Annotated in this window: 16 protein-coding genes; 10 read left to right on the forward strand and 6 right to left on the reverse strand. The window is 71.6% G+C overall.

Annotated features, from left to right (window positions below; translation table 11 throughout):
• Positions 1 to 23 precede the first annotated feature (23 nt).
• The 4 genes from NUT86_RS26310 (at position 24) to NUT86_RS26325 (ending at position 5,220) form a co-directional block, all read left to right on the forward strand.
• Positions 24 to 2,066, forward strand: a complete 2,043-nt coding sequence (locus NUT86_RS26310) for a thioredoxin domain-containing protein (RefSeq protein ID WP_274737877.1) — start codon at positions 24 to 26, stop codon at positions 2,064 to 2,066.
• A 114-nt stretch (positions 2,067 to 2,180) separates the two neighbouring features.
• The gene (locus NUT86_RS26315; protein WP_274737878.1) at positions 2,181 to 3,188 is read left to right on the forward strand and encodes an MDR family NADP-dependent oxidoreductase; all 1,008 of its coding nucleotides are present in this window, start codon (positions 2,181 to 2,183) and stop codon (positions 3,186 to 3,188) included.
• 71 nt (positions 3,189 to 3,259) lie between these two features.
• The gene (locus NUT86_RS26320; protein WP_274737879.1) at positions 3,260 to 4,702 is read left to right on the forward strand and encodes an amidase; all 1,443 of its coding nucleotides are present in this window, start codon (positions 3,260 to 3,262) and stop codon (positions 4,700 to 4,702) included.
• Between the two features lie 23 nt (positions 4,703 to 4,725).
• A complete protein-coding gene (locus NUT86_RS26325; protein ID WP_274737880.1) occupies positions 4,726 to 5,220 on the forward strand; it encodes a MerR family transcriptional regulator in 495 nt (164 codons plus the stop codon).
• Here NUT86_RS26325 and NUT86_RS26330 read toward each other — a convergent pair.
• Both NUT86_RS26330 and trhA read right to left on the reverse strand, forming a co-directional pair.
• Entirely contained in the window at positions 5,210 to 5,836 is a 627-nt protein-coding gene (locus tag NUT86_RS26330) for a TetR/AcrR family transcriptional regulator (RefSeq protein ID WP_266439084.1), read from the reverse strand. The genes NUT86_RS26325 and NUT86_RS26330 overlap by 11 nt on opposite strands.
• Positions 5,837 to 6,165: 329 nt before the next feature.
• Complete coding sequence (gene trhA, locus NUT86_RS26335; protein ID WP_018089279.1) at positions 6,166 to 6,882, reverse strand: PAQR family membrane homeostasis protein TrhA; 717 nt, start codon at positions 6,880 to 6,882, stop codon at positions 6,166 to 6,168.
• A 239-nt stretch (positions 6,883 to 7,121) separates the two neighbouring features.
• On the opposite strand from trhA, the gene NUT86_RS26340 reads away from it, so the two are divergent.
• Positions 7,122 to 8,963 (forward strand): phosphoenolpyruvate carboxykinase (GTP), encoded by a 1,842-nt coding sequence (locus NUT86_RS26340; protein WP_266439088.1) that lies wholly within the window; start codon positions 7,122 to 7,124, stop codon positions 8,961 to 8,963.
• A 260-nt stretch (positions 8,964 to 9,223) separates the two neighbouring features.
• Here the strand turns inward: NUT86_RS26340 and NUT86_RS26345 are convergent, their stop codons facing one another.
• On the reverse strand, positions 9,224 to 9,691 hold the full coding sequence (locus NUT86_RS26345) for an SCO4983 family protein (RefSeq protein ID WP_274737884.1): 468 nt from the start codon (positions 9,689 to 9,691) through the stop codon (positions 9,224 to 9,226).
• 85 nt (positions 9,692 to 9,776) lie between these two features.
• Positions 9,777 to 10,988, reverse strand: coding sequence for a pyridoxal phosphate-dependent aminotransferase (locus tag NUT86_RS26350; protein ID WP_018089282.1), 1,212 nt, complete (start codon positions 10,986 to 10,988; stop codon positions 9,777 to 9,779).
• A 118-nt stretch (positions 10,989 to 11,106) separates the two neighbouring features.
• Between NUT86_RS26350 and NUT86_RS26355 the strand changes: the two genes are divergently transcribed.
• On the forward strand, positions 11,107 to 12,942 hold the full coding sequence (locus NUT86_RS26355; RefSeq protein ID WP_274737886.1) for a P-loop NTPase fold protein: 1,836 nt from the start codon (positions 11,107 to 11,109) through the stop codon (positions 12,940 to 12,942).
• A gap of 2 nt (positions 12,943 to 12,944) precedes the next feature.
• Here the strand turns inward: NUT86_RS26355 and NUT86_RS26360 are convergent, their stop codons facing one another.
• Positions 12,945 to 14,579 (reverse strand): N-acyl-D-amino-acid deacylase family protein, encoded by a 1,635-nt coding sequence (locus NUT86_RS26360; RefSeq protein ID WP_274737888.1) that lies wholly within the window; start codon positions 14,577 to 14,579, stop codon positions 12,945 to 12,947.
• Between the two features lie 215 nt (positions 14,580 to 14,794).
• Entirely contained in the window at positions 14,795 to 16,084 is a 1,290-nt protein-coding gene (locus tag NUT86_RS26365) for an amino acid deaminase (protein WP_018089285.1), read from the reverse strand.
• Positions 16,085 to 16,346: 262 nt separating this feature from the next.
• On the opposite strand from NUT86_RS26365, the gene NUT86_RS26370 reads away from it, so the two are divergent.
• The 4 genes from NUT86_RS26370 (at position 16,347) to NUT86_RS26385 (ending at position 20,364) form a co-directional block, all read left to right on the forward strand.
• Positions 16,347 to 17,462 (forward strand): sugar kinase, encoded by a 1,116-nt coding sequence (locus tag NUT86_RS26370; RefSeq protein WP_446750835.1) that lies wholly within the window; start codon positions 16,347 to 16,349, stop codon positions 17,460 to 17,462.
• 73 nt (positions 17,463 to 17,535) lie between these two features.
• Positions 17,536 to 18,315 carry an IclR family transcriptional regulator gene (locus tag NUT86_RS26375; RefSeq protein ID WP_018089287.1) on the forward strand — a complete coding sequence of 260 codons (780 nt, stop codon included), beginning with the start codon at positions 17,536 to 17,538 and terminating at the stop codon, positions 18,313 to 18,315.
• A 5-nt stretch (positions 18,316 to 18,320) separates the two neighbouring features.
• A complete protein-coding gene (locus NUT86_RS26380) occupies positions 18,321 to 18,731 on the forward strand; it encodes a RidA family protein (RefSeq protein ID WP_093637477.1) in 411 nt (136 codons plus the stop codon).
• Positions 18,732 to 18,879: 148 nt separating this feature from the next.
• Complete coding sequence (locus NUT86_RS26385; RefSeq protein WP_018089289.1) at positions 18,880 to 20,364, forward strand: GntP family permease; 1,485 nt, start codon at positions 18,880 to 18,882, stop codon at positions 20,362 to 20,364.
• Positions 20,365 to 20,409: the final 45 nt, after the last annotated feature.

The following is a 20,409-nucleotide window of genomic DNA, read 5'->3' on the forward strand; positions in this document are numbered from 1 at the left end:
CCCCGTTGGGAGAGGATGGACCCATGCCGAACCGCCTGGCCCATGAGACTTCCCCGTATCTGCTCCAGCACGCCGACAACCCCGTCGACTGGTGGCCGTGGTCCGCCGCCGCGTTCGAGGAGGCCCGGCGGCGCGGGGTGCCGGTGCTGCTCAGCGTCGGCTACAGCTCGTGCCACTGGTGCCATGTGATGGCCCACGAAAGCTTTGAGGACCCGGCCACCGCCGCGCTGCTCAACGAGCACTTCGTGTCCGTCAAGGTCGACCGCGAGGAGCGCCCGGACGTCGACGCCGTCTACATGGAGGCCGTGCAGGCCGCCACGGGCCAGGGCGGCTGGCCCATGACCGTCTTCCTCACCCCGGACGCCGAGCCCTTCTACTTCGGTACGTACTTCCCGCCCGAGCCCCGCCACGGCATGCCGTCCTTCGGGCAGATCCTCGACGGCGTACGCAGCGCCTGGGCCGACCGCCGGGACGAGGTCGGCGAGGTCGCCGGCCGGATCGTCGCCGACCTCGCCGGACGGTCCCTGACCGAGTCGCTGCCCGCGGACCGGCGGCCGCCGCGCCCCGAGGAGCTGCACGGCGCCCTGATGGGCCTGACCCGCGAATTCGACGCGGTGCACGGCGGATTCGGCGGGGCGCCCAAGTTCCCGCCGTCCATGGCGCTGGAATTCCTGCTCCGCCACCACGCCCGCACTGGCTCCGAAGGAGCCCTGGAAATGGTGCAGGCGACCTGCGCGGCCATGGCCCGCGGCGGCATCTACGACCAGCTCGGCGGCGGTTTCGCGCGCTACGCGGTGGACGCCACCTGGACCGTGCCGCACTTCGAGAAGATGCTCTACGACAACGCCCTGCTGTGCCGGGCCTACGCCCATCTGTGGCGGTCCACCGGCTCGGACCTGGCCCGCAGGATCGCCGTCGAGACCGCCGACTTCATGGTCCGCGAACTCCGTACCGACCAGGGCGGTTTCGCCTCCGCGCTGGACGCGGACAGCGATGACGGCTCGGGCACCGGCAAGCACGTCGAGGGCGCCTACTACGTCTGGACGCCCGAGCAGCTGCGCGCCGTACTGGGCGACGAGGACGCGGCATTCGCCGCCGCCTCCTTCGGCGTCACCGAGGAGGGCACCTTCGAGGAGGGCGCCTCGGTCCTCCAACTCCCGGACACCGAAGGCCCGGTGGACGCCGAACGGATGGCCTCCGTCAAGCGGCGGCTGCTCGCGGCGAGGGACGAGCGCCCGCGCCCCGGCCGCGACGACAAGGTCGTCGCCTCCTGGAACGGCCTGGCCATCGCCGCGCTCGCCGAGACCGGTGCCTACTTCGACCGGCCGGATCTGATCCAGGCCGCCACCGACGCCGCCGACCTACTGGTCCGCGTCCACATGGACTGGCACGCCCGGCTGCACCGCACCTCCCGCGAGGGCACCCCCGGCGCCAACTCCGGCGTCCTGGAGGACTACGCCGATGTCGCGGAGGGCTTCCTCACCCTGGCCTCGGTCACCGGGGAGGGCGTCTGGGTGGAGTTCGCGGGCTTCTTCCTGGACACCGTGCTGCTCCAGTTCACCACCGAGGACGGCGCGCTCTACGACACCGCGGCCGACGCGGAGGCGCTGATCCGCCGCCCCCAGGACCCGACCGACAATGCGACGCCCTCCGGCTGGACCGCGGCGGCCGGCGCCCTGCTCTCGTATGCGGCGCTCACCGGCAGTGACCTCCACCGGGGTGCCGCGGAGCGGGCCCTGGGCATCGTCACCGCGCTCGGCGGCCGGGCCCCGCGCTTCATCGGATGGGGTCTGGCCGTCGCCGAGGCCGCACTGGACGGGCCGCGCGAGGTCGCGGTCGTCGGCCCGCAGGGCGATCCGGCCACCGTGGCGCTGCACCGCGCCGCGCTGCTCGGCACCGCCCCGGGGGCGGCCGTCGCGCTGGGCGCCCCCGGGGCCGACGAGGTACCGCTCCTCCAGGACCGCCCTCTGGTCGACGGCCGGCCGGCCGCCTATGTCTGCCGCCACTTCACCTGCGAGCGGCCGACGACCGACCCGGAGGAGCTGGCGGAGCGACTCCGGGGATGAGCCGCGGGCCCCTGGGACGCCCGGATCGGCGGCCGTCCCAGGGGCCCCGCCGCCGGTCCTAGGACCAGCGACGGAGTTGCCCTTGACGTGCGCGTCAAGTTCTAGCCTCGGCGCATGACACACCGCACACACCGCGAAGTCCGCCTGACCGCCCGCCCCCAGGGGCCGGTCACCGATGACCTCTTCGAGATCGTGGAGGTGCCGGTCCCGGAACCCGGACCCGGCCAGGTGCTGGTACGCAACACCGTGATGGGCGTCGCCGCCGTGATGCGCACGCTGATGGACGAGAACAATGTCGTGCCGGTGCCCGCCTTCGAGGTCGGCGAGCCGCTGAACGGGCCCGCCCTCGGCGAGGTCGTCGCCGCCCCGGGGACCGACCTCACGCCCGGCGACCTGGTGGAACACCGCCTCGGCTGGCGCGAATACGCCCTGCTGGACGCCGACGGGGTACACCGGTGCGACCCCGGCCTGATGCCCGACCCGGCCGCCTACCTCTCCCAGGGCCCCACCGCCTGGATGGGCATCGTGCGCGGTGCCGAAGTACGCCCCGGGGACACGGTCTTCGTCACCGGGGCGGCCGGCGGCGTGGGCTCCCTGGCCGGTCAGGTCGCCCGGCTGCGCGGCGCCGCCCGGGTGATCGGCAGCACCGGGTCGCAGGAGAAAGCGGACCGGCTCATCAAGGAATTCGGCTATGACGCGGTGGTGATCCGCGGCGCAGGACCCATCGAGGAGCAGCTGCGGGCGGCGGCCCCGGAAGGCATCGACGCGCTCTTCGACAACGTCGGCGGCGAACAGCTGAGGGCCGCCATCGCCGTCGCCAACACGGGTGCCCGGCTCGCCCTCGTAGGGGCGTTGTCCAGCCAGCTGTCCGAGGACGGCAAGCCTCATACGACCGAGATCGACACCCTCTCGCTGCTCGCCCGCAACATCACCCTGCGCGGTGTCGCCCTGCACGCGCACATGGATCTGGTCCCCGAGTGGAACCAGCGGTTCGGCGAGGGGCTGCGCGACGGCACCCTCACCTTCCCGCACACCCGGCTGCACGGCATCGAGCAGGCGCCGCGGGCACTGCGCGAGCTGACCGAGGGACGCCATCTGGGCGCCGTACTCGTGGAGTTGTGAGCACGGGCGCCGGGAGAGCGTGGCGGAGTGAGGAACCCGGCGCTGTCAGAGGCCGGTTGTAGCCTCGCAGTGTGACGAACTTGCTCAGGAAGCGATCACTCGTCCAGGAAGCCGCGGCGCTACGGGCCGGCACGGACGACCCCGTCGACGCGGTCAACCGCTCGTGCGACCGCATCGACACCGTCGATCCGCAGGTGCGGGCCTTCGTGCCCGAGGAAGGGCGGCGTAGCCGGCTTCTGGAGGCGGCGCGACGGGCGGCCGCCGATGTGCGGGGCCCCGCCGGCCGGCCCGCCCTCCATGGCGTCCTCGTGGGTATCAAGGACATCGTGCAGGTCGACGGGTTGCCCACCCGTGCGGGCTCGGCGCTGCCGCCCGAGGCGCTCGGCGGCCCGCAGGCCACCGTCGTCGACCGGCTGTGCGCCGCCGGTGCGCTGGTCGCGGGCAAGACCGTCACCGCGGAGTTCGCCGTCACGGCCCCGGGCCCGACCCGCAATCCGCACAACCCGGCGCATACGCCCGGCGGTTCGAGCAGCGGTTCGGCGGCCGCCGTAGCCGCCGGGATGGTGCCGCTGGCCATCGGGACGCAGACCGTCGGCTCGATGATCCGGCCCGCCGCGTACTGCGGAGTGGTCGGCTTCAAGCCGAGCTACGGGCGGATACCGGTCGACGGGGTGATCCCCAACGCCGCGAGTTTCGACACCCTCGGCTGCTACGCCACGGAGGTGGCGGGTGTCGCCCTGGCGGCATCGGCGCTGGTCGACGGGTGGCAGAGGGGACACCCGCCGAACGAAGCCGGCCGGAGTGCCCGGTGGAGGGATCCGGCGGGGCGCGGGCCCCGCCCGGTGCTGGGCGTGCCGGCCGGTCCCTACCTGGAGCGCGCCGGCGACGAGGCCCTGCGCGCCTTCGAGGAGCAGCGGGAGCTGCTGCGGTCCGCGGGGTATGCCGTCCACGAGGTGCCGGTGATGGACGACTTCGAGCAGATCGTGGAGCAGCTGCGCACGATGAACCGCTACGAAGTGGCGCGGGCGCACCAGGACTGGTTCGCCCGCTTCGGCGACCGCTATCGCCAGGAGACCACGGCGGCCATCCTGGAGGGCCGGACCATCGAGGACGCCGCCTACGAGGCGGCCCGGACACGGCGCAACACCTTCCGCGCACGGCTCGCGGCCGACCGCGCCGCGGCCGGTATCGACCTGTGGATCTCCCCGTCGGCCACCGGGCCCGCGCCCGCCGGTCTCACCACCACCGGCGCCTCGATCATGTGCCTGCCGTGGAGCAACGCCGGACTGCCGTCCGTCAGCCTGCCCGCGGGGCACGCCGCCAACGGGCTGCCGCTGGGACTCCAACTCATCGGCGGATCCGGCGCGGACGAAGACCTGCTCCACGGGGCGGCAGGGATCGAGCACGTACTCAACGGGGGCGGGCGGGACACGGCCGTGCCCAGCGAAAGCGCACGGAACGCCGGTGGTCGGGGGCGTGCGGGGCGCCGTCCGGGCCCGGAACGGGTGGACTGAGCACTGCGACGAAGGAGGGGGAGATGCGCATCGGGGACGCCGCTGCGGCTGCCGGAATGACACCGCGGGCGCTGCGCTACTACGAACAGCAGGGGCTGGTGACGGCCCGTAGGACGCCGTCCGGCCACCGGGTGTACGACGAGGAGGACATCCGGCGGCTGCGGGCGGTGCGCGAGCTCCGGGACGCGGGGCTGACGGTCGGGGACGTGCGGGCCTTCGCCCATCTGCTGGGCAGGGTGCCGGCCGACGAGGTGCCGGACCTGCTCTCTCAAGAACCCCGCCCGGGCCGCTGTGCGGCGGTGGAGGCGGTGGCCCGGCGCCGGCTCGCCGACCTGGATGCCCGTATCGCGCGGTTGTCGTACCTCCGGGCGCGACTCGCGGCGCGCCTGGGCGAACCGGAGGCCGGGGTGACGGAGCCGGCCTCACCGGGCGGCACGGTACGCGCGGGGGCGGACAGCGGCGCGCTCTTCCGGCTGGCGGACGCGCCGGCCCCGGGCACCCCCGCCGTCAGAGCGTGAGGCCCCGCGCCAGCACGTCCATCGTCTGGTCGATCAGCGCCTCCAGTTCGGCGCTCTCGCCGCCCTCGACCCAGTTCAGCATCGCCTCCTGGAGCGCGGCCAGGATCGCTGCGCTGATCACCCGCAGCTCCAGATCACCGGCGGGGCGGCCGGTGCGCTCCGCCAGCACGGCGCTGATCAACGCGGCGTCCCGGGCGGTGTTCTCGGCCGTACGGCCCCGGATCGCGGGGACTTCACGGATGAGCCGGATGCGCTGCACGAGTTCGCCGCGGTCGGCAGCGGCGATCTCGCGCAGCGCCTCGACCGTGACCCGCCGCATCGACTCGACCATCGGCTCGTCCGCGGGACGGGCCCGCAGTCCGGCCTCCAAGACGGTGTCGTACTCGTCCGTGAGCACGATGTCTTCCTTGGTCGGGAAGTAGCGGAAGACCGTGCTCGGCGAGACATCGGCGGCCTCGGCGATCTGATCGATGGGGGTCGCGTCGTACCCCTGCTCCTCGAAGAGCCGGTAGGCGGCCCGCCGGATCGCCTGCCGGGTCTGGATCTTCTTCCGCTCCCGCAGCCCGACCTTCGGAGTTCCGGGCGGCGTGGTGGCAGAGGTACGTGCGGAGACCATGCGCAGCATTGTCAGGCATCAGGTGTCCCGGAGGCCACGGCCGGGCCCGTGCGGGTACGGCCCCGTACGGGAGTTGGGCCTCAAGACGGCCGTCAGCGGCGCCGCGGACATTCCACGGCTTTGACTGTCGGTGGGGTGTGTCACGCTGTGGCATGGGAATGGTTACTGTGAGTGAGGTGCAGGGGGTGGGGAGGTGTTCCGTGAAGGTTCCGGTTCCGCGACGACCCTGGTTCTGCGGAGGTCCCGATACGGCGCATGGCCGCGGCCGGGAAGGCCGCGGCCACGGGGCGCGGGGGATCGGGGGTGCCGGCCGCTCGGGCCGGGGTGCCTCAGGAGTGCGTATAGGCCACCAGGGAGATGCCGACGTAGTGCACGACGAAGGCCGCCAGGGTGAAGGAGTGGAAGACCTCGTGGAAGCCGAACCACCGGGGTGAGGGGTTGGGGCGCTTGAGCCCGTAAATGACGCCGCCGGCGCTGTAGAGCAGCCCGCCGACGATGACCAGGACGAGGACGGCGACGCCGCCGGTGCGCAGGAAGTCGGGCAGGAAGAAGACGGCGGCCCAGCCCATGGCGATGTAGCAGGGGGTGTAGAGCCAGCGTGGAGCGCCGACCCAGAAGACCCGGAAGAGGATCCCGGCCAGTGCGGCCGCCCAGACCGCCCAGAGCAGCGTCTGTCCGCGGGAGCCTGGCATGAGCAGCATCGTCAGCGGCGTATAGGTGCCCGCGATGATCAGGAAGATATTGGCGTGATCGAGCCGGCGCAGTACGCCGTCGGCGCGCGGGCCCCAATTGCCGCGGTGGTAAAGGGCGCTGACCCCGAAGAGCAGACAGGCGGTCATGGTGTAGATCGCGCAGGCCAGGCGGCCGCGGGGGCTGTCGGCGAGGGCGGTGAGTATGACGCCGGAGAGGAGCACGGCGGGGAACATTCCGGCGTGGAGCCAGCCGCGGAGTCTGGGTTTGAGGGGTGCGGCCACGGCGGCGACCGCCGCGATCGCGGGCGGAGCGGAGGGGGGCTGGCTCTCGGCGGCGTCGGGCGCGGAAGTCATGGCGCAATGCTACCTACGCGACCGTAAGTTACGGATTCGTGCCGAAGTGGTGACGGTCACGAAGGCGCCCTCTGGACAGAACCCCATAACGGTCGGATGATCAAATGAGTGCGGTCGGCACCGGATGAGCGGTCACGAAGCATCCGGGTCGCAGCCCCCAAGGGGTAGACATCTAAAGAAGCGGATTTTCCCGGCTAAATCGGGCATAAATTCGTCCACACCCTCATCTAGGAGCGATCGTGGCGCGCGACAACGCGGCTCCCCCCGTCCTCACCCGTCACCAGGAGCTCATCTCCTGGGTCGACGAGATCGCAGCGATCACCCAGCCCGACCGGGTCGTCTGGTGTGACGGCTCGGAGGCGGAGTACGAGCGTCTGTGCGAGGAGCTCGTCGACAAGGGCACGTTCAAGAAGCTCGACCCGATCAAGCGCCCCAACTCGTACTACGCGGCCTCCGACCCCTCGGACGTGGCGCGTGTCGAGGACCGCACCTTCATCTGCTCCGCGAAGGAGGAGGACGCCGGCCCCACGAACCACTGGAAGGACCCCGCCGAAATGCGGGCCATCTTTACCGGTGGAGACGGCAGCATCGCCGGTGAGCAGGGCATCTTCCGCGGTGCGATGCGCGGCCGGACGATGTACGTCGTCCCGTTCTGTATGGGCCCGCTCGGCTCCCCGCTCTCCGCGATCGGCGTGGAGATCACCGACTCCGCCTATGTCGCGGTCTCGATGCGCACCATGACGCGCATGGGCCGGCCGGTCCTCGACGAGCTCGGCGAGGACGGCTTCTTCGTCAAGGCGGTGCACTCCCTGGGCGCGCCCCTGGCCGAGGGCGAGGCCGATGTGCCGTGGCCGTGCAACTCCACCAAGTACATCTCGCACTTCCCCGAGGACCGCGAGATCTGGTCCTACGGCTCCGGCTACGGCGGCAACGCCCTGCTCGGCAAGAAGTGCTACGCGCTGCGTATCGCCTCCGTCATGGCGCGTGACGAGGGCTGGCTCGCCGAGCACATGCTGATCCTCAAGCTCACCCCGCCGCAGGGCGAGTCCAAGTACGTCGCCGCCGCCTTCCCGAGCGCCTGCGGCAAGACCAACCTCGCGATGCTGGAGCCGACGATCTCCGGCTGGACCGTCGAGACCATCGGTGACGACATCGCCTGGATGCGCTTCGGCGAGGACGGCCGCCTCTACGCCATCAACCCCGAGGCCGGCTTCTTCGGTGTCGCGCCCGGCACCGGCGAGCACACCAACGCCAACGCCATGAAGACGATGTGGGGCAACTCCGTCTTCACCAATGTCGCGCTCACCGACGACGGCGATGTCTGGTGGGAGGGCATGACCGAGGAGAAGCCCGCCCATCTGACCGACTGGAAGGGCAACGACTGGACGCCGGAGTCCGAGACCCCGGCCGCCCACCCCAACGCCCGCTTCACCGTCCCGGCCGGCCAGTGCCCGATCATCGCGCCGGAGTGGGAGGACCCCAAGGGCGTGCCGATCTCGGCGATCCTCTTCGGTGGCCGTCGCGCCAGCGCCGTGCCGCTGGTGACCGAGTCGCTGACCTGGCAGCACGGGGTCTTCATGGGCGCCAATGTCGCCAGCGAGAAGACCGCCGCGGCCGAGGGCAAGGTCGGCGAGCTGCGCCGGGACCCGTTCGCCATGCTGCCGTTCTGCGGTTACAACATGGGCGACTACATGGGCCACTGGGTCAAGGTCGGTGCCGACAAGGACCAGTCCAAGCTGCCGAAGATTTACTACGTCAACTGGTTCCGCAAGGACGACAAGGGCCGCTTCGTGTGGCCGGGCTTCGGCGAGAACGGCCGGGTGCTCAAGTGGATCGTCGAGCGGCTGGAAGGCAAGGCCGAGGGCGTCGAGACCGCCATCGGTGTGCTGCCCACGAAGGAGGCGCTGGACACCGAGGGCCTCGACCTCGACGACGCCGACCTCGACTTCCTGCTCACCGTCGACAAGGACGTGTGGCGCGAGGAGGCGGCGCTGATCCCCGAGCACCTCAACACCTTCGGTGACCACACGCCGAAGGAGCTGTGGGACGAGTACCGCGCACTGGTCCAGCGGCTCGGCTAGTCACCGCCGCGCACACCGCCCAGGCCGGGGCCCCGCACGAGAGGTGCGGGGCCCCGGCTCGTGGGTGCCCGGCGCATGGGCGCCCGCCCTGTGACCGGGCGACGCCACGGACCGTGCGCAGAAAGAGATGCCGGCCGGTTGGGCCGGTGGAGTGATGCGGGGGCGTGGCGCCTCCAGGCCGCGGGGTCCCGTCCGCCCCGGGCTCAGGCCGCGACGTCTCGCCGCCCCCGGCCTCAGCGACGTCCCGCCGCCCCCCGGCCTCAGGCCGTGGCGAGGTCCCGGTCCCGCAGTGCTGCGGTGTGGGCCTCCATCCGCTCCGCTGCCAGGGCCATGGCCGCGGAGTCGCCCCGGGAGGTGGCGACCGCAAGGGCGTTCCCGGCCAGGGTGTGAGCGCGCTGCTGGAGGGCCTCGGTCCGGGCCGGGGCGCCGCCGTCGGTGGGCTCGGCGCGCAGCGGATAGTGGCCGCCGCTCAGCCGCGCGACCTGCTCGGCGATGCGCTCGGCGGCGGCGGCCAGCGCGGCACCGTCCAGCGCGGCACCGTCCGGCCCGGTGCCCTGCGCGCCGCCGTCCGTCCGCGTCGCCAGCGCATGCAGCTCATCGGTGACGGTGAGCAGGGCGGTCAGCTGTCCGGCGAGCCGGATGTCCAGCTCCTGTTCGCGTGAGCGGTGCGGGATCTCCGGGGCGGCGGCCATGGTGTGGACCGACTTGGTGCGGATCGGTTCGTACATGGGACGGCCTCCTGAAAACGTCTAGGAGACCATCCTAGCTTAGACACTGTCTAAAGTTGTGGCGCGTACAGAAAATTGCTCCGGGTCAGTACTGTCCGTAACCGTCGAGGAAGGAGCCGATCCGGGTGACGGCATCGGCCAGATCGTCCTTGCTGGGAAGCGTGACCAGGCGGAAGTGATCGGGCTCCGGCCAGTTGAAGCCGGTGCCGTGCACGATCATGATCTTCTCCTCGCGCAGCAGATCGAGCACCATCTGCCGGTCGTCCTTGACCTTGTAGACCTTGGGGTCCAGCCGCGGGAAGGCGTACAGCGCGCCCTTGGGCTTGACGCAGCTGACGCCCGGGATCTGTGTCAGCAGCTCGTACGCCGTGTCGCGCTGCTCCAGCAGCCGGCCGCCGGGCAGCACCAGATCGTTGATCGACTGACGGCCACCGAGGGCGGTGGCCACCGCGTGCTGGGCCGGCATATTGGCGCACAGCCGCATATTGGCGAGGATCGTCAGCCCCTCGATGTACGAGGAGGCATGTGCCTTCGGGCCGCAGACCGCCATCCAGCCGCTGCGGTAGCCCGCCACCCGGTACGACTTGGACAGCCCGTTGAAGGTCAGGGTCAGCAGGTCGGGGGCGAGCGAGGCGAAGGGGGTGTGGGTGACACCGTCGTAGAGGATCTTGTCGTAGATCTCGTCGGCGCAGACGATCAGGTTGTGCCGGCGGGCGATCTCCGCGATACCGCGCAGCAGCTCGTCGTCGTACACGGCACCCGTGGGGTTGTTCGGGTTGATGACGACGATGGCCTTGGTGCGGTCGGTGACCTTGCGCTCGATGTCGGCGAGGTCCGGCATCCAGTCCGCCTGCTCATCGCAGCGGTAGTGCACGGCCGTACCGCCGGAGAGCGATACGGACGCCGTCCACAGCGGATAGTCCGGGGCTGGGACCAGCACCTCGTCGCCGTCGTCCAGCAGGGCCTGCATCGACATCTGGATCAGCTCGGAGACGCCGTTGCCCAGGTAGATGTCGTCGACGGAGAGGTCGATGCCCTGCGTCTGGTAGTGCTGCATCACCGCGCGGCGGGCGGAGAGCAGGCCCTTGGCGTCCCCGTAGCCGTGCGCCGTCCCGACCGTGCGGAGGATGTCCTCCAGGATCTCGGGCGGGCACTCGAAGCCGAACGCTGCCGGGTTTCCGGTGTTGAGCTTGAGGATGCGGTGACCCGCCGCCTCCAGCCGCATGGCCTCCTCGAGCACCGGGCCACGGATCTCGTAGCAGACGTTGGAGAGCTTCGTTGACTGGATCACCTGCATGTCCGCCACCTTACGGGCGTGTTTCGGTGGCCGCCCGGTGTTTTTCCCCACGTTGATCAGCGGACGGTGTGGAGTTCCTCACGCCCGGTGACGGGGGGGGGGGGCTGCCGCACCGCTGTTGGCCGCACCCTCGTCACCCGGCCCGTTCGCGCTGCTCAACGATGAGCCGGTGGTCGAGTCCGGAGCGGATCTGCTCGGCGCCGGCCGGGCCGCCCGCCGCCTCGCCGGGCTCCTGGTTGCCTCCCGCGACTCCACCCCCTTCACCCTCGCCGTCGACGCCGGCTGGGGTATGGGCAAGAGCAGCCTGATGCGGCTGGTCGACGCGGAGCTGGCGCAGGCCCCCGAGGTGCACACCGTCTGGTACAACGCCTGGACCTCGACCGGCGCCGACGCGCTGGAAGGGCTGATCAAGTCCGTACTGATGCGGTTCGACCGGCGGGTGCTGCGGCGCGGACTGCAGCGGATCTCCGAGCGGCGCGCACTGCTGCGGGCCGTACGGTCCGTGCTGACGGTCGCCGCCGGGCCGCTCGGGGTGGCCGGCCTGGTCGACGAGCTGTGGCGCAGCCTGTCCGTCAACTCCCAGGCCCGCAACGAGATGCGCGGGGCGATCGGGGAACTGGTGCAGGAGTGGTCGCAGACCGACGACTTCCGGCCGCGCCGGCTCCTGGTCGTCTTCATCGACGACCTCGACCGCTGCTCGGAGGAGACGGTGCTCGCCGTCTGCGAGGCGGTGAAGGTCTATCTGGACGTGCCGGGGCTGGAGTTCGTCATCGGCTGCGACCGTTCGGCGCTGGCGCCCAACGGGCTGTTACGTGATCTGTCGCCCGCCGCTTCGGCCTTCATGGAAAAAATCTTCCAGACCAGCTATCGCATTCCGGTCCCCGACCAGCGGGGTGTCCGGGAGTACATCGACCGCTGCGCCCGCGCCGTCGGGATCGACCAGCTCCTGGACGAGCGGCTGACCACCCTGCTCGCGGAGCGCTCGGCCCGCAATCCGCGCCGCATCAAGCGTCTGGTGAACGGCTTCGTGCTGGAGGCGACGCTCAATCCGATGTGGGAGGACTTCCCGCCCGAGGCGGTGGTCAGGACGTTGCTGCTGCAGTACTTCTACCCCGACTTCTACCGGATGGTGGCCGGTGCCCCGGGGGCCGGTGTGGGCGATGTGATCGCCGAGTTCCGTACCTATCAGCAGGTGCGCCGGCTGCTGCGGACACCGCAATCGGTTCCCGAGGCGGAGCTGCCCCGGGTGAACCGCTTTCTGCGCGAGCACGACCTGCCGGAGCAGAACCTGAGCACCGCGGCACGGGGCGAGACCCTGAGCCGGCTGGAGCGCCAACTGCCCAGCGGGTTCCCGGAGATGGTGTCCGACCAGGAGTTCACCTCGCTGATCGAGGGGCTGGTGGCGCTGCCCCGCTCCGACGAGCTGCTGCGGCGGTTGCGCGAAGGGGCCTCGCTCCCGGCTCCGGTGCCGCCGGAGCCCGCCCCGTACGTCCAGGCGCGTCCGCCTCAGGGGCAGCTGTACGGCACGGTGCCGCCGGCGTGGACCGCGGCACCCCGCGCGGCTGACCAGGTGCTGCGCGGTGTGCACATCCTGTGGGTGGACGACCATCCGCGGAACAACGAGACGCTGGTCAACGCCTTCCGGGCGGCGGGCGCCGTGGTGCGGATCGCCGAGGATTCCCAGGCCGCGGACGCCGCCCTCGCCGTCGGGACACCGACGATGGTCGTCTCCGACATCGACAGGGGAACCAATCCGCGGGAGGGCCTGGAGCACATCGGGCGGCTGCGGCGCGAGGGCCGCTACACCGGTCCGGTCGTCTTCTACGCCGGCCGTGTCACACCGGAACGGATCGCGCTCACCCAGCAGTTGGGGGCCCATCTGACGAGCAGCGGGCCCGAGATCGAGCGGCTGGTGCTGCGCGCGGCCGAAGGGCAGCTGCCGCCGCCCGGCTGACCTCAGCCCCGGCCTGACGCCGTCCGCCGCACCGCCCGCCCCGCGAGCACGCTAGTCCGCCGCCCGTCCTCCATCACGAACCGGCCGTCGATCAGCACATGCGGGATGCCGGTGGGAAGAGTGCGCGGGGCGTCGAAGGTGGAGCCGGCGGCGACCGTTTCCGGGTCGAAGAGGACCAGGTCGGCGCGGTAGCCCTCGCGCACCAGGCCGCGGTCGGGGAGCCGCAGCCGGGCGGCCGGACGGGCCGTCAGATGCGCGACACACTCCTCCAGCGACAGCACCCCCAGCTCGCGGACGTACTTGCCCAGGTACTGGGGGAAGGTGCCGTACGCGCGCGGATGCGGCTTGTCGCCCTGGAGGATGCCGTCGCTGCCGCCGGTGTGCACCCGGTGGCGCATGATCCGGCGGACGTTGTCCTCGTGGCCGACGTGCTGCAGGATCGTCGAACCGAGGCGGTCCTCGATCAGCAGCCGGCGGGCGGTCTGCCACGGCTCCTCACCGCGCTCCGCGGCACTACGGGCGACGGTCTTGCCGACGTGGTCAGCCAGCGCGGGGTCCGAGACACCGGAGATCTCGATGGTGTCCCAGTCGATGGGTACCCCATGACAGCCGTCGGCGCCCTCCACCTCCATGACGTGCCGGATGCGGGCGGCCGTCGTCTCGTCCCGGAGGCGGGCCATGATCACCCCGGGACCGCCCTCGCTCGCCCAGCTCGGCAGCATGGCGACCAGGGTCGTACAGCCGGGAGTGTACGGATAGGTGTCCAGGGTGAGGTCCGCGCCGGCGTCCAGCGCGCGGTCCAGGAGCGCCAGCAGCTCGGGCGCGCGGCCCTCGTTGACGCCGAAGTTCATGGTGGCGTGCGCCAGATGCAGCGCACAGCCGGCCTCACGGGTGAGGGCCACCATCTCCTCGTACGCCTGGAGGGCGCCGGCGCCGTACGAGCGGTGGTGCGGGCAGTAGTAGCCGTCGTAGCGGGCCACCACCCGGCACAGTTCGGTCAGTTCGGCGTCGGAGGCGTACATGCCGGGGGTGTAGGTCAGACCGGAGGACAGCCCGACCGCGCCCTGTTCCAGGCCCTCGGCGACCAGCTGCCGCATCCGTGCCAGCTCCTCGGCGGTGGCCGCGCGGTCGTCCCAGCCGACGGCGAGCATCCGTACGGTGCCCTGCGGGACGAGATAGGCGGCGTTGACGGCGATGCCCTGGCCGTCGAAGCCGTGGTCGAGGCGGTCGAGGTAGCCGCCGACGGTGCGCCAGTTGAAGTCGAGGGAGGTGTCCCCGGGCGCTCCGCCGTTCCAGCCGGCGATCTGGGCGCGGACCTCGGCGAGGGTGCGGTCGTCGACCGGCGCGTACGACAGACCGTCCTGGCCGAGGACTTCGAGGGTGACGCCCTGGGCGGCCTTCGCCTCGTGCCCGGGGTCCCGCAGCAGCGCGAGGTCGCTGTGCGCGTGCATATCGATGAAGCCGGGGGAGAGGGCGAGGCCCTGGCCTTCCACCACACGGGCGGCGCCCGGACGGGGGCCCCCGTCCGACTCGCGGTGGATCTCGGCGATCCGGCCGCCGGACAGGGCGACATCGGCGCGGTAGGACGGCCCGCCGGACCCGTCGATGACGCGTACGTCGCGGAACACGGTGTCCATGGTGAAGCCTGCCTCTCTCGGTACCTCGGCGGCTCGCTCTGTCAGTGCCTCGGTGCCCAGGGGACGTGCGGTCGCAGGGGCGTGGGGCCGGCGGCGCGCGCCGCGGGGGATCGGCGCGCACCGCCGGCGGTCCGGGGGCGGGCGCGGAGCTCCGGCCCGGGGAGCCGGGCGGGGCCGGGGGCGGCCCCGCCGGGCAGGTCCTGGAAGAAGCAGGCCTAGAAGAAGGTGCGGATGAAGTCCGTGACCGTGCCGTCCTCTTCGACCAGCGGAATCAGCTGCCACTTGTCGAAGGACGTGCAGGGGTGCGACAGCCCCAGCCCGACCCAGTCGCCGACCTCCAGGTCGCCGGCCCGCTCGGTGCTGACCCAGGCGTGCTGGTCGGACAGCTTGGTGACGGTGAGCCCGTCCGCCGGGCGCAGGCTGCCGTCCCGGCCGGACCGTACGACCAGGGCCCGCGGCAGATCCAGGTCGTACGCCGCATCGCGCTTGCCCGCATTGAGGAATGCCTGCTCGGGCGTGGGGCGGGAGACGACCTGTGCCCAGAGGCGGAAGGCGGGCTGCAGGGCGCCCTCCTCCGGGACGCGGTTGAAGGGGGTCAGCCGGCGGTAGTGCCCGTCGTCGTGCGAGACATACGCGCCCGAGCGCAGCAGCTTGAGGACCGGGGCTGACAGCTCCGGGATCTCGGCGAAGACCTCGGCGACCGTGTCGAACCAGGCGCTGCCGCCGGCGCTGATGACGATCTGGTCGAGGTCGGCGAACCGGCCCGCCTTGTCGAACTCCGCGGCCAGCGCGACCAGTCGGCGCATCCAGGCGTCCACCCGCTCAGCGGTGGCGTCGGGGACCTCGCCCTCGTAGCCGGCCACGCCGACCAGGCGGAGGGTGTCCACGCCCGCGATGGCGTCGGCGAGTTCGAGGCACTCGGCCTCGGTACGGACCCCGGTACGGGCGCCCTCCCCGGCGCCGAGCTCGACGACCACGTCCACCGGGCGGACCGCACCGGCCTCGCGCAGCGCGGTGTCCATCAGCTCGATTCCGCGCAGCGAGTCGACGTAGCAGAGGAAGCGGAAGTCGGGGTCGGCGGCCAGCTCGGCGGCGAGCCAGCGCAGCGCGGCCGCGTCCACCACCTGGTTGGCCAGGAAGATCCGCTGGATACCGAAGGTGCGGTAGACGCGGGCCTGGTGGGGGACGGCGGCGGTGATGCCCCAGGCGCCGTGCTCCAGTTGGCGGGCGAAGAGCTGCGGGGCCATGCAGGTCTTGCCGTGCGGGGCGAAGGCCAGGCCGTGCCGGGTGGAGTAGGTCTCCATGAGGGCGAGGTTGTGCTCGACCGACTCGGCGGAGAGGGCGAGGACGGGGGTGGTGAAACCGTCACCGAAGAGGTTGCGGCGCTCGGCGGCCAGCTCGCCGACGGTCCGGCCGTCGGCGTCCGGGGGGAGGCCCTTGAAGCGGTGATCGACCCGTTCGTCCGCGAGTCCCTTGAGTCCCTGCGCGAGCCGTTCGCCGGCCATGCGGCCTCCTCAAAAGATCATGTTGCACCATCTGCAACGCTCATTGCGCGTATCGCTAACCGCTGTCTAACATCCGCAGCATTGCCCGGTCAATGGTGGGAAACACGGCGGGAAACGGCCGGAACACCGAGGCTCCCGGCCCGGCACGCACCGCAGCGAAGGAGCGGAACCGATCGTGATCCAGCCCCCGGACGTCAGCGGCACCACCGGCCCGGACGGCGCGTCCGTCCCGGTCGTCGATGTCGTCTGCCTCGGCGAGTCCATGGTCACCTTCCTGCCCCGTCTCCCCGGGCGGCTCGCCGACGTCCCCTCCTTCGACCGCGCCATCGGCGGCGCCGAATCCAACGTCGCCTGCACCCTCGCCCGCACCGGCCACACCACCCGCTGGATCTCCCGGGTCGGCTCCGACGGCTTCGGCGACCACCTCCTGACCGCCATCGCCGACTGCGGCGTCGACGTCGCCCATGTCCGGCGCGACCCGCTGCGTCCCACCGGCGTCTACTTCCGCACCGCCGGCGACCGCGCCACCGACACCCACGAAGTCGCCTACTACCGCGCCGGTTCCGCCGCCTCCGCCATGACGGCGGACGGCCTGGATGCGGCCGCCCTCCGCGCCGGCCGCATCCTGCATCTGTCCGGCATCACGGCGGCGCTCTCCGCGGACTGCCTCGGCCTGCTGCGGGAACTGACCGCCCGCCGCCCCGGGCGCCCCCTGCTCTCCTTCGACGTCAACTACCGGCCGGGGCTGTGGCGCGACACCGCACGGGCCCGGGTACTGCTCGACCTCGCGCGTGGCGCGGACCTCGTGTTCGTGGGCGACGACGAGGCCCGGGACGCCTGGGGCCTGCACGGTCCCCGGGCCATCCGCCGCGCACTGCCGGAACCGCAACTCCTGGTCGTCAAACAGGGCAGGGCCGGAGCCACAGTGTTCCGGCGAACGGGAGGGCCGGACTTCCGGCGTACAGGAGAGACGGACCTCCGGCGTACGGGAGAGACGGACCTCCGGCGTACGGGAGAGACGGACCTCCGGCGTACGGGAGAGCTGGACGGACGCCGCGACGACGCCACCGCCACCTTCGTGCCCGCCCTGAACGTCGACCTCGTGGCAGCCACCGGCGCCGGCGACGCCTTCGCCGCCGGCTTCCTCTCCGCCACCCTCCGCGGCCTCCCGGACCGCGACCGCCTCCGGCACGGCCATCTGTGGGCCGCCGCCGCCCTCACCGTCCCCGGCGATCTCGCCACCCCGCCGAGCCGGCCGTACGCCGACCGCTTGGCCGCCCTCGACGACACGGCCTGGGAGAGACTGCACCTCGGTCCCGGCTGGACCGACGCCGACGTATCCGGCCGCAGGGCCGACGAGGAGGTACCTACGCAGTGAACGAGCGATGCGAGAGAACCACCGGGAGGCGCGCGCCGGGCGAGGGCGACGCCGGGCGGAGCGAGGTGCCGGTATGAGTCAGACCGTCGACCGCGCGCTGGGCATTCTGCCGCTGCTCGCCGAGGGGCCCGCCGACCTGGGACAGGTCGCCGACCGGCTCGGCGTCCACAAGTCCACCGCTCTCCGGCTGCTGCGCACCCTCCACGAACACGGCTTCGTCTACCGCCAGTCCGACCAGCGCTACCGCCTCGGCGCCCGGCTCTTCGCGCTCGCCCAGCAGGCCGTCGAAAGCCTCGACGTACGCGAGATCGCCCACCCCCACCTCGTCGAACTCAACGAGAAATGCGGACACACCGTCCACCTCGCGGTCCACGAGGAGAACGAGGTCCTCTACATCGACAAGGTGGAGAGCCGCTACCCGGTCCGGATGTACTCCCGGATCGGCAAACCCGTCGCGATCACCGTCGCCGCGGTCGCCAAGCTGCTCCTCGCCGACCTCCCCGAACCCGAGCGCCGCGCCCTCGCCGAGAAGCTCGACTACCCCCACTACACGTCCCGTTCGACCCCGCACGCCACGGCGTTCCTCGCCGAGCTGGCCAAGGTCCGCGAACAGGGCTGGGCCACCGACCTCGGTGGCCACGAGGAGTCCATCAACTGCGTCGCGGCCCCCGTCCGCGGCGCGGACGGGCGTCTGGTCGCCGCCATGTCGGTCTCCGCGCCGAATGTCGTCGTCAGCGCCGAGGAACTCCTCAGACTGCTCCCGCTGGTCCGCCGCACCGCCGACGCCATCAGCAGGGAGTACTCCGGAACCGCCGTCCCCCCGTCAGCCACCGACCCCGCAGAGGAAGCCTGAACACCATGACCGAGAAGACCGCGCTCACCCCGGCCACCCACACCACCCCGCCCGCGAAGTTCTCCCACGGCGTCAAGAAGGGCAACATCCTCCAGGTCGCGGGCCAGGTCGGCTTCCTCCCCGCCGTCGAGGGCCAGGCCCCCACCCCGGCCGGCCCCACCCTGCGCGAGCAGACCCTGCAGACCCTCGCCAACGTCAAGGCCATCCTCGAAGAGGGCGGCGCCAGTTGGGACGACGCGATGATGATCCGCGTCTACCTCACCGACGTGGCGCACTTCGCCGAGATGAACGAGATCTACAACGCCTACTTCGAGGAGCAGGGCCTCAAGGAGGCCCCCGCCGCCCGCACCACCGTCTACGTCGGTCTGCCCGCGGGGCTCCTCATCGAGATCGACGCCCTCGCCGTCCTGAGCTGAGCCACCCGCCGCGCCTTTAGTGAGCCACCCGCTGTGCCTTTAGTACGTCCGCACCATCCGCCGCACGGCAGGGCACCCCGCACCGTAGGGGCGCCCTGCCGCGGTCCCCCCTACCTGGAAAACCTCTGCCTGCCAACGGAGTGCCCCCATGTACCTCGCCGCCACGACCGCCGCCCCGGCCGCCCCTCCACCACCACCGCACACCGGTGGACTGCTCGCCCTGATACCGGGCACCGCGGGGCTGCTGACGGTCGCCGCCCTGGGCATCGCCCTGCTCCTCGTCCTGATCATCAAGGTCCGGCTACAGCCGTTCGTGGCACTGCTGACGGTCTCCATCGCGGTGGGCCTCGCCGCCGGCCTCTCCGTCACCGAACTCTTCGGCACGGTCCAGAAGTCCGACGCCGTCTCGCTGATCGAGACCGGCATGGGCGGCATCCTCGGGCATGTCGCCATCATCATCGGCCTGGGCACCATGCTCGGCGCGATCCTCGAAGTCTCCGGCGGCGCCGAGGTGTTGAGCACCCGGCTGCTCCGCCTCTTCGGCGAGAAGCGCGAACCCCTCGCCATGGGCCTGACCGGCCTGATCTTCGGCATCCCCGTCTTCTTCGACGTCGGCATCTTCGTCCTCGCCCCGATCGTCTACGCGGCGGCCAAGAGGTCCGGCAAGTCGATCCTCCTCTACTGCATGCCGCTCCTCGCGGGCCTCTCCATGACGCATGCCTTCCTGCCGCCGCACCCCGGCCCGGTCGCCGCCGCCGGCCTGTTCAAGGTCGACCTGGGCTGGATCATCCTCATGGGCCTCATCTGCGGCATCCCGGCCGTGCTCGCCGCCTGGGGCTACGCGGCCTGGATCGGCAAGCGCCTCTTCGTGGACGTCCCGCAGGACATGGTCGAGGCCGCCGACGAGGCCAGGGCCGCGGTCACCCGGGAAAAGGCCGCGGCCGGCCTCACGACACACGAGGAGCCGGTCTCCCTCGGCACCGTCCTCACCATCATCGGCACCCCGCTGCTCCTCATCCTCTTGGCGACCTTCTCCTCCATCGCCCTGGCGCCCTCGGCCGGCCGCTCGGTGATCGAGTTCTTCGGCCACCCCTTCGTGGCCCTGTCGATCGCCCTGCTGATGTCGTACTACCTGCTGGGCATCCGCCGCGGCTGGTCCCGCAAGTCCCTGGAGACCGTCTCCACCGCGTCGTTGAAGCCGGTGGGCAACATCATCCTGGTCGTCGGCGCCGGCGGTGTCTTCGGCGCCGTCCTCAAGGGCAGCGGCGTCGCCACCGCCCTCTCCGACACCTTCCACCACGTCGGCCTCCCCGTCATCGTCCTCGCCTACCTGCTCTCCCTCGTCCTCCGCGTAGCCCAGGGCTCGGCCACCGTCGCCATCGTCACCACAGCCGGCATCGTCGTCCCCCTCGTCGAGGGCCAGGGCCTGTCCCCGGCCCAACTGGCCCTGATCATCATGGCGATCTCGGCCGGTTCGATCTTCGCCTCGCATGTGAACGACGGCGGCTTCTGGATGGTCAGCAAGTACTTCGGCATCTCGGAACGCGACACCCTGAAGTCCTGGACGGTGCTGGAATCGGTGCTGTCGGTCGCGGGGTTCGCGGTGGCGGCGCTGGTGAGCCTGGTCGTGTAGGCGCGGGTGGCGACATCGCGTCCGCGTACGCCGAGGGTGCGCCCG

The sequence above is a fragment of the Streptomyces sp. G7(2002) genome (assembly GCF_028870195.1).
In the GTDB taxonomy this organism is placed as follows: Bacteria; Actinomycetota; Actinomycetes; order Streptomycetales; family Streptomycetaceae; genus Streptomyces; species Streptomyces nigrescens.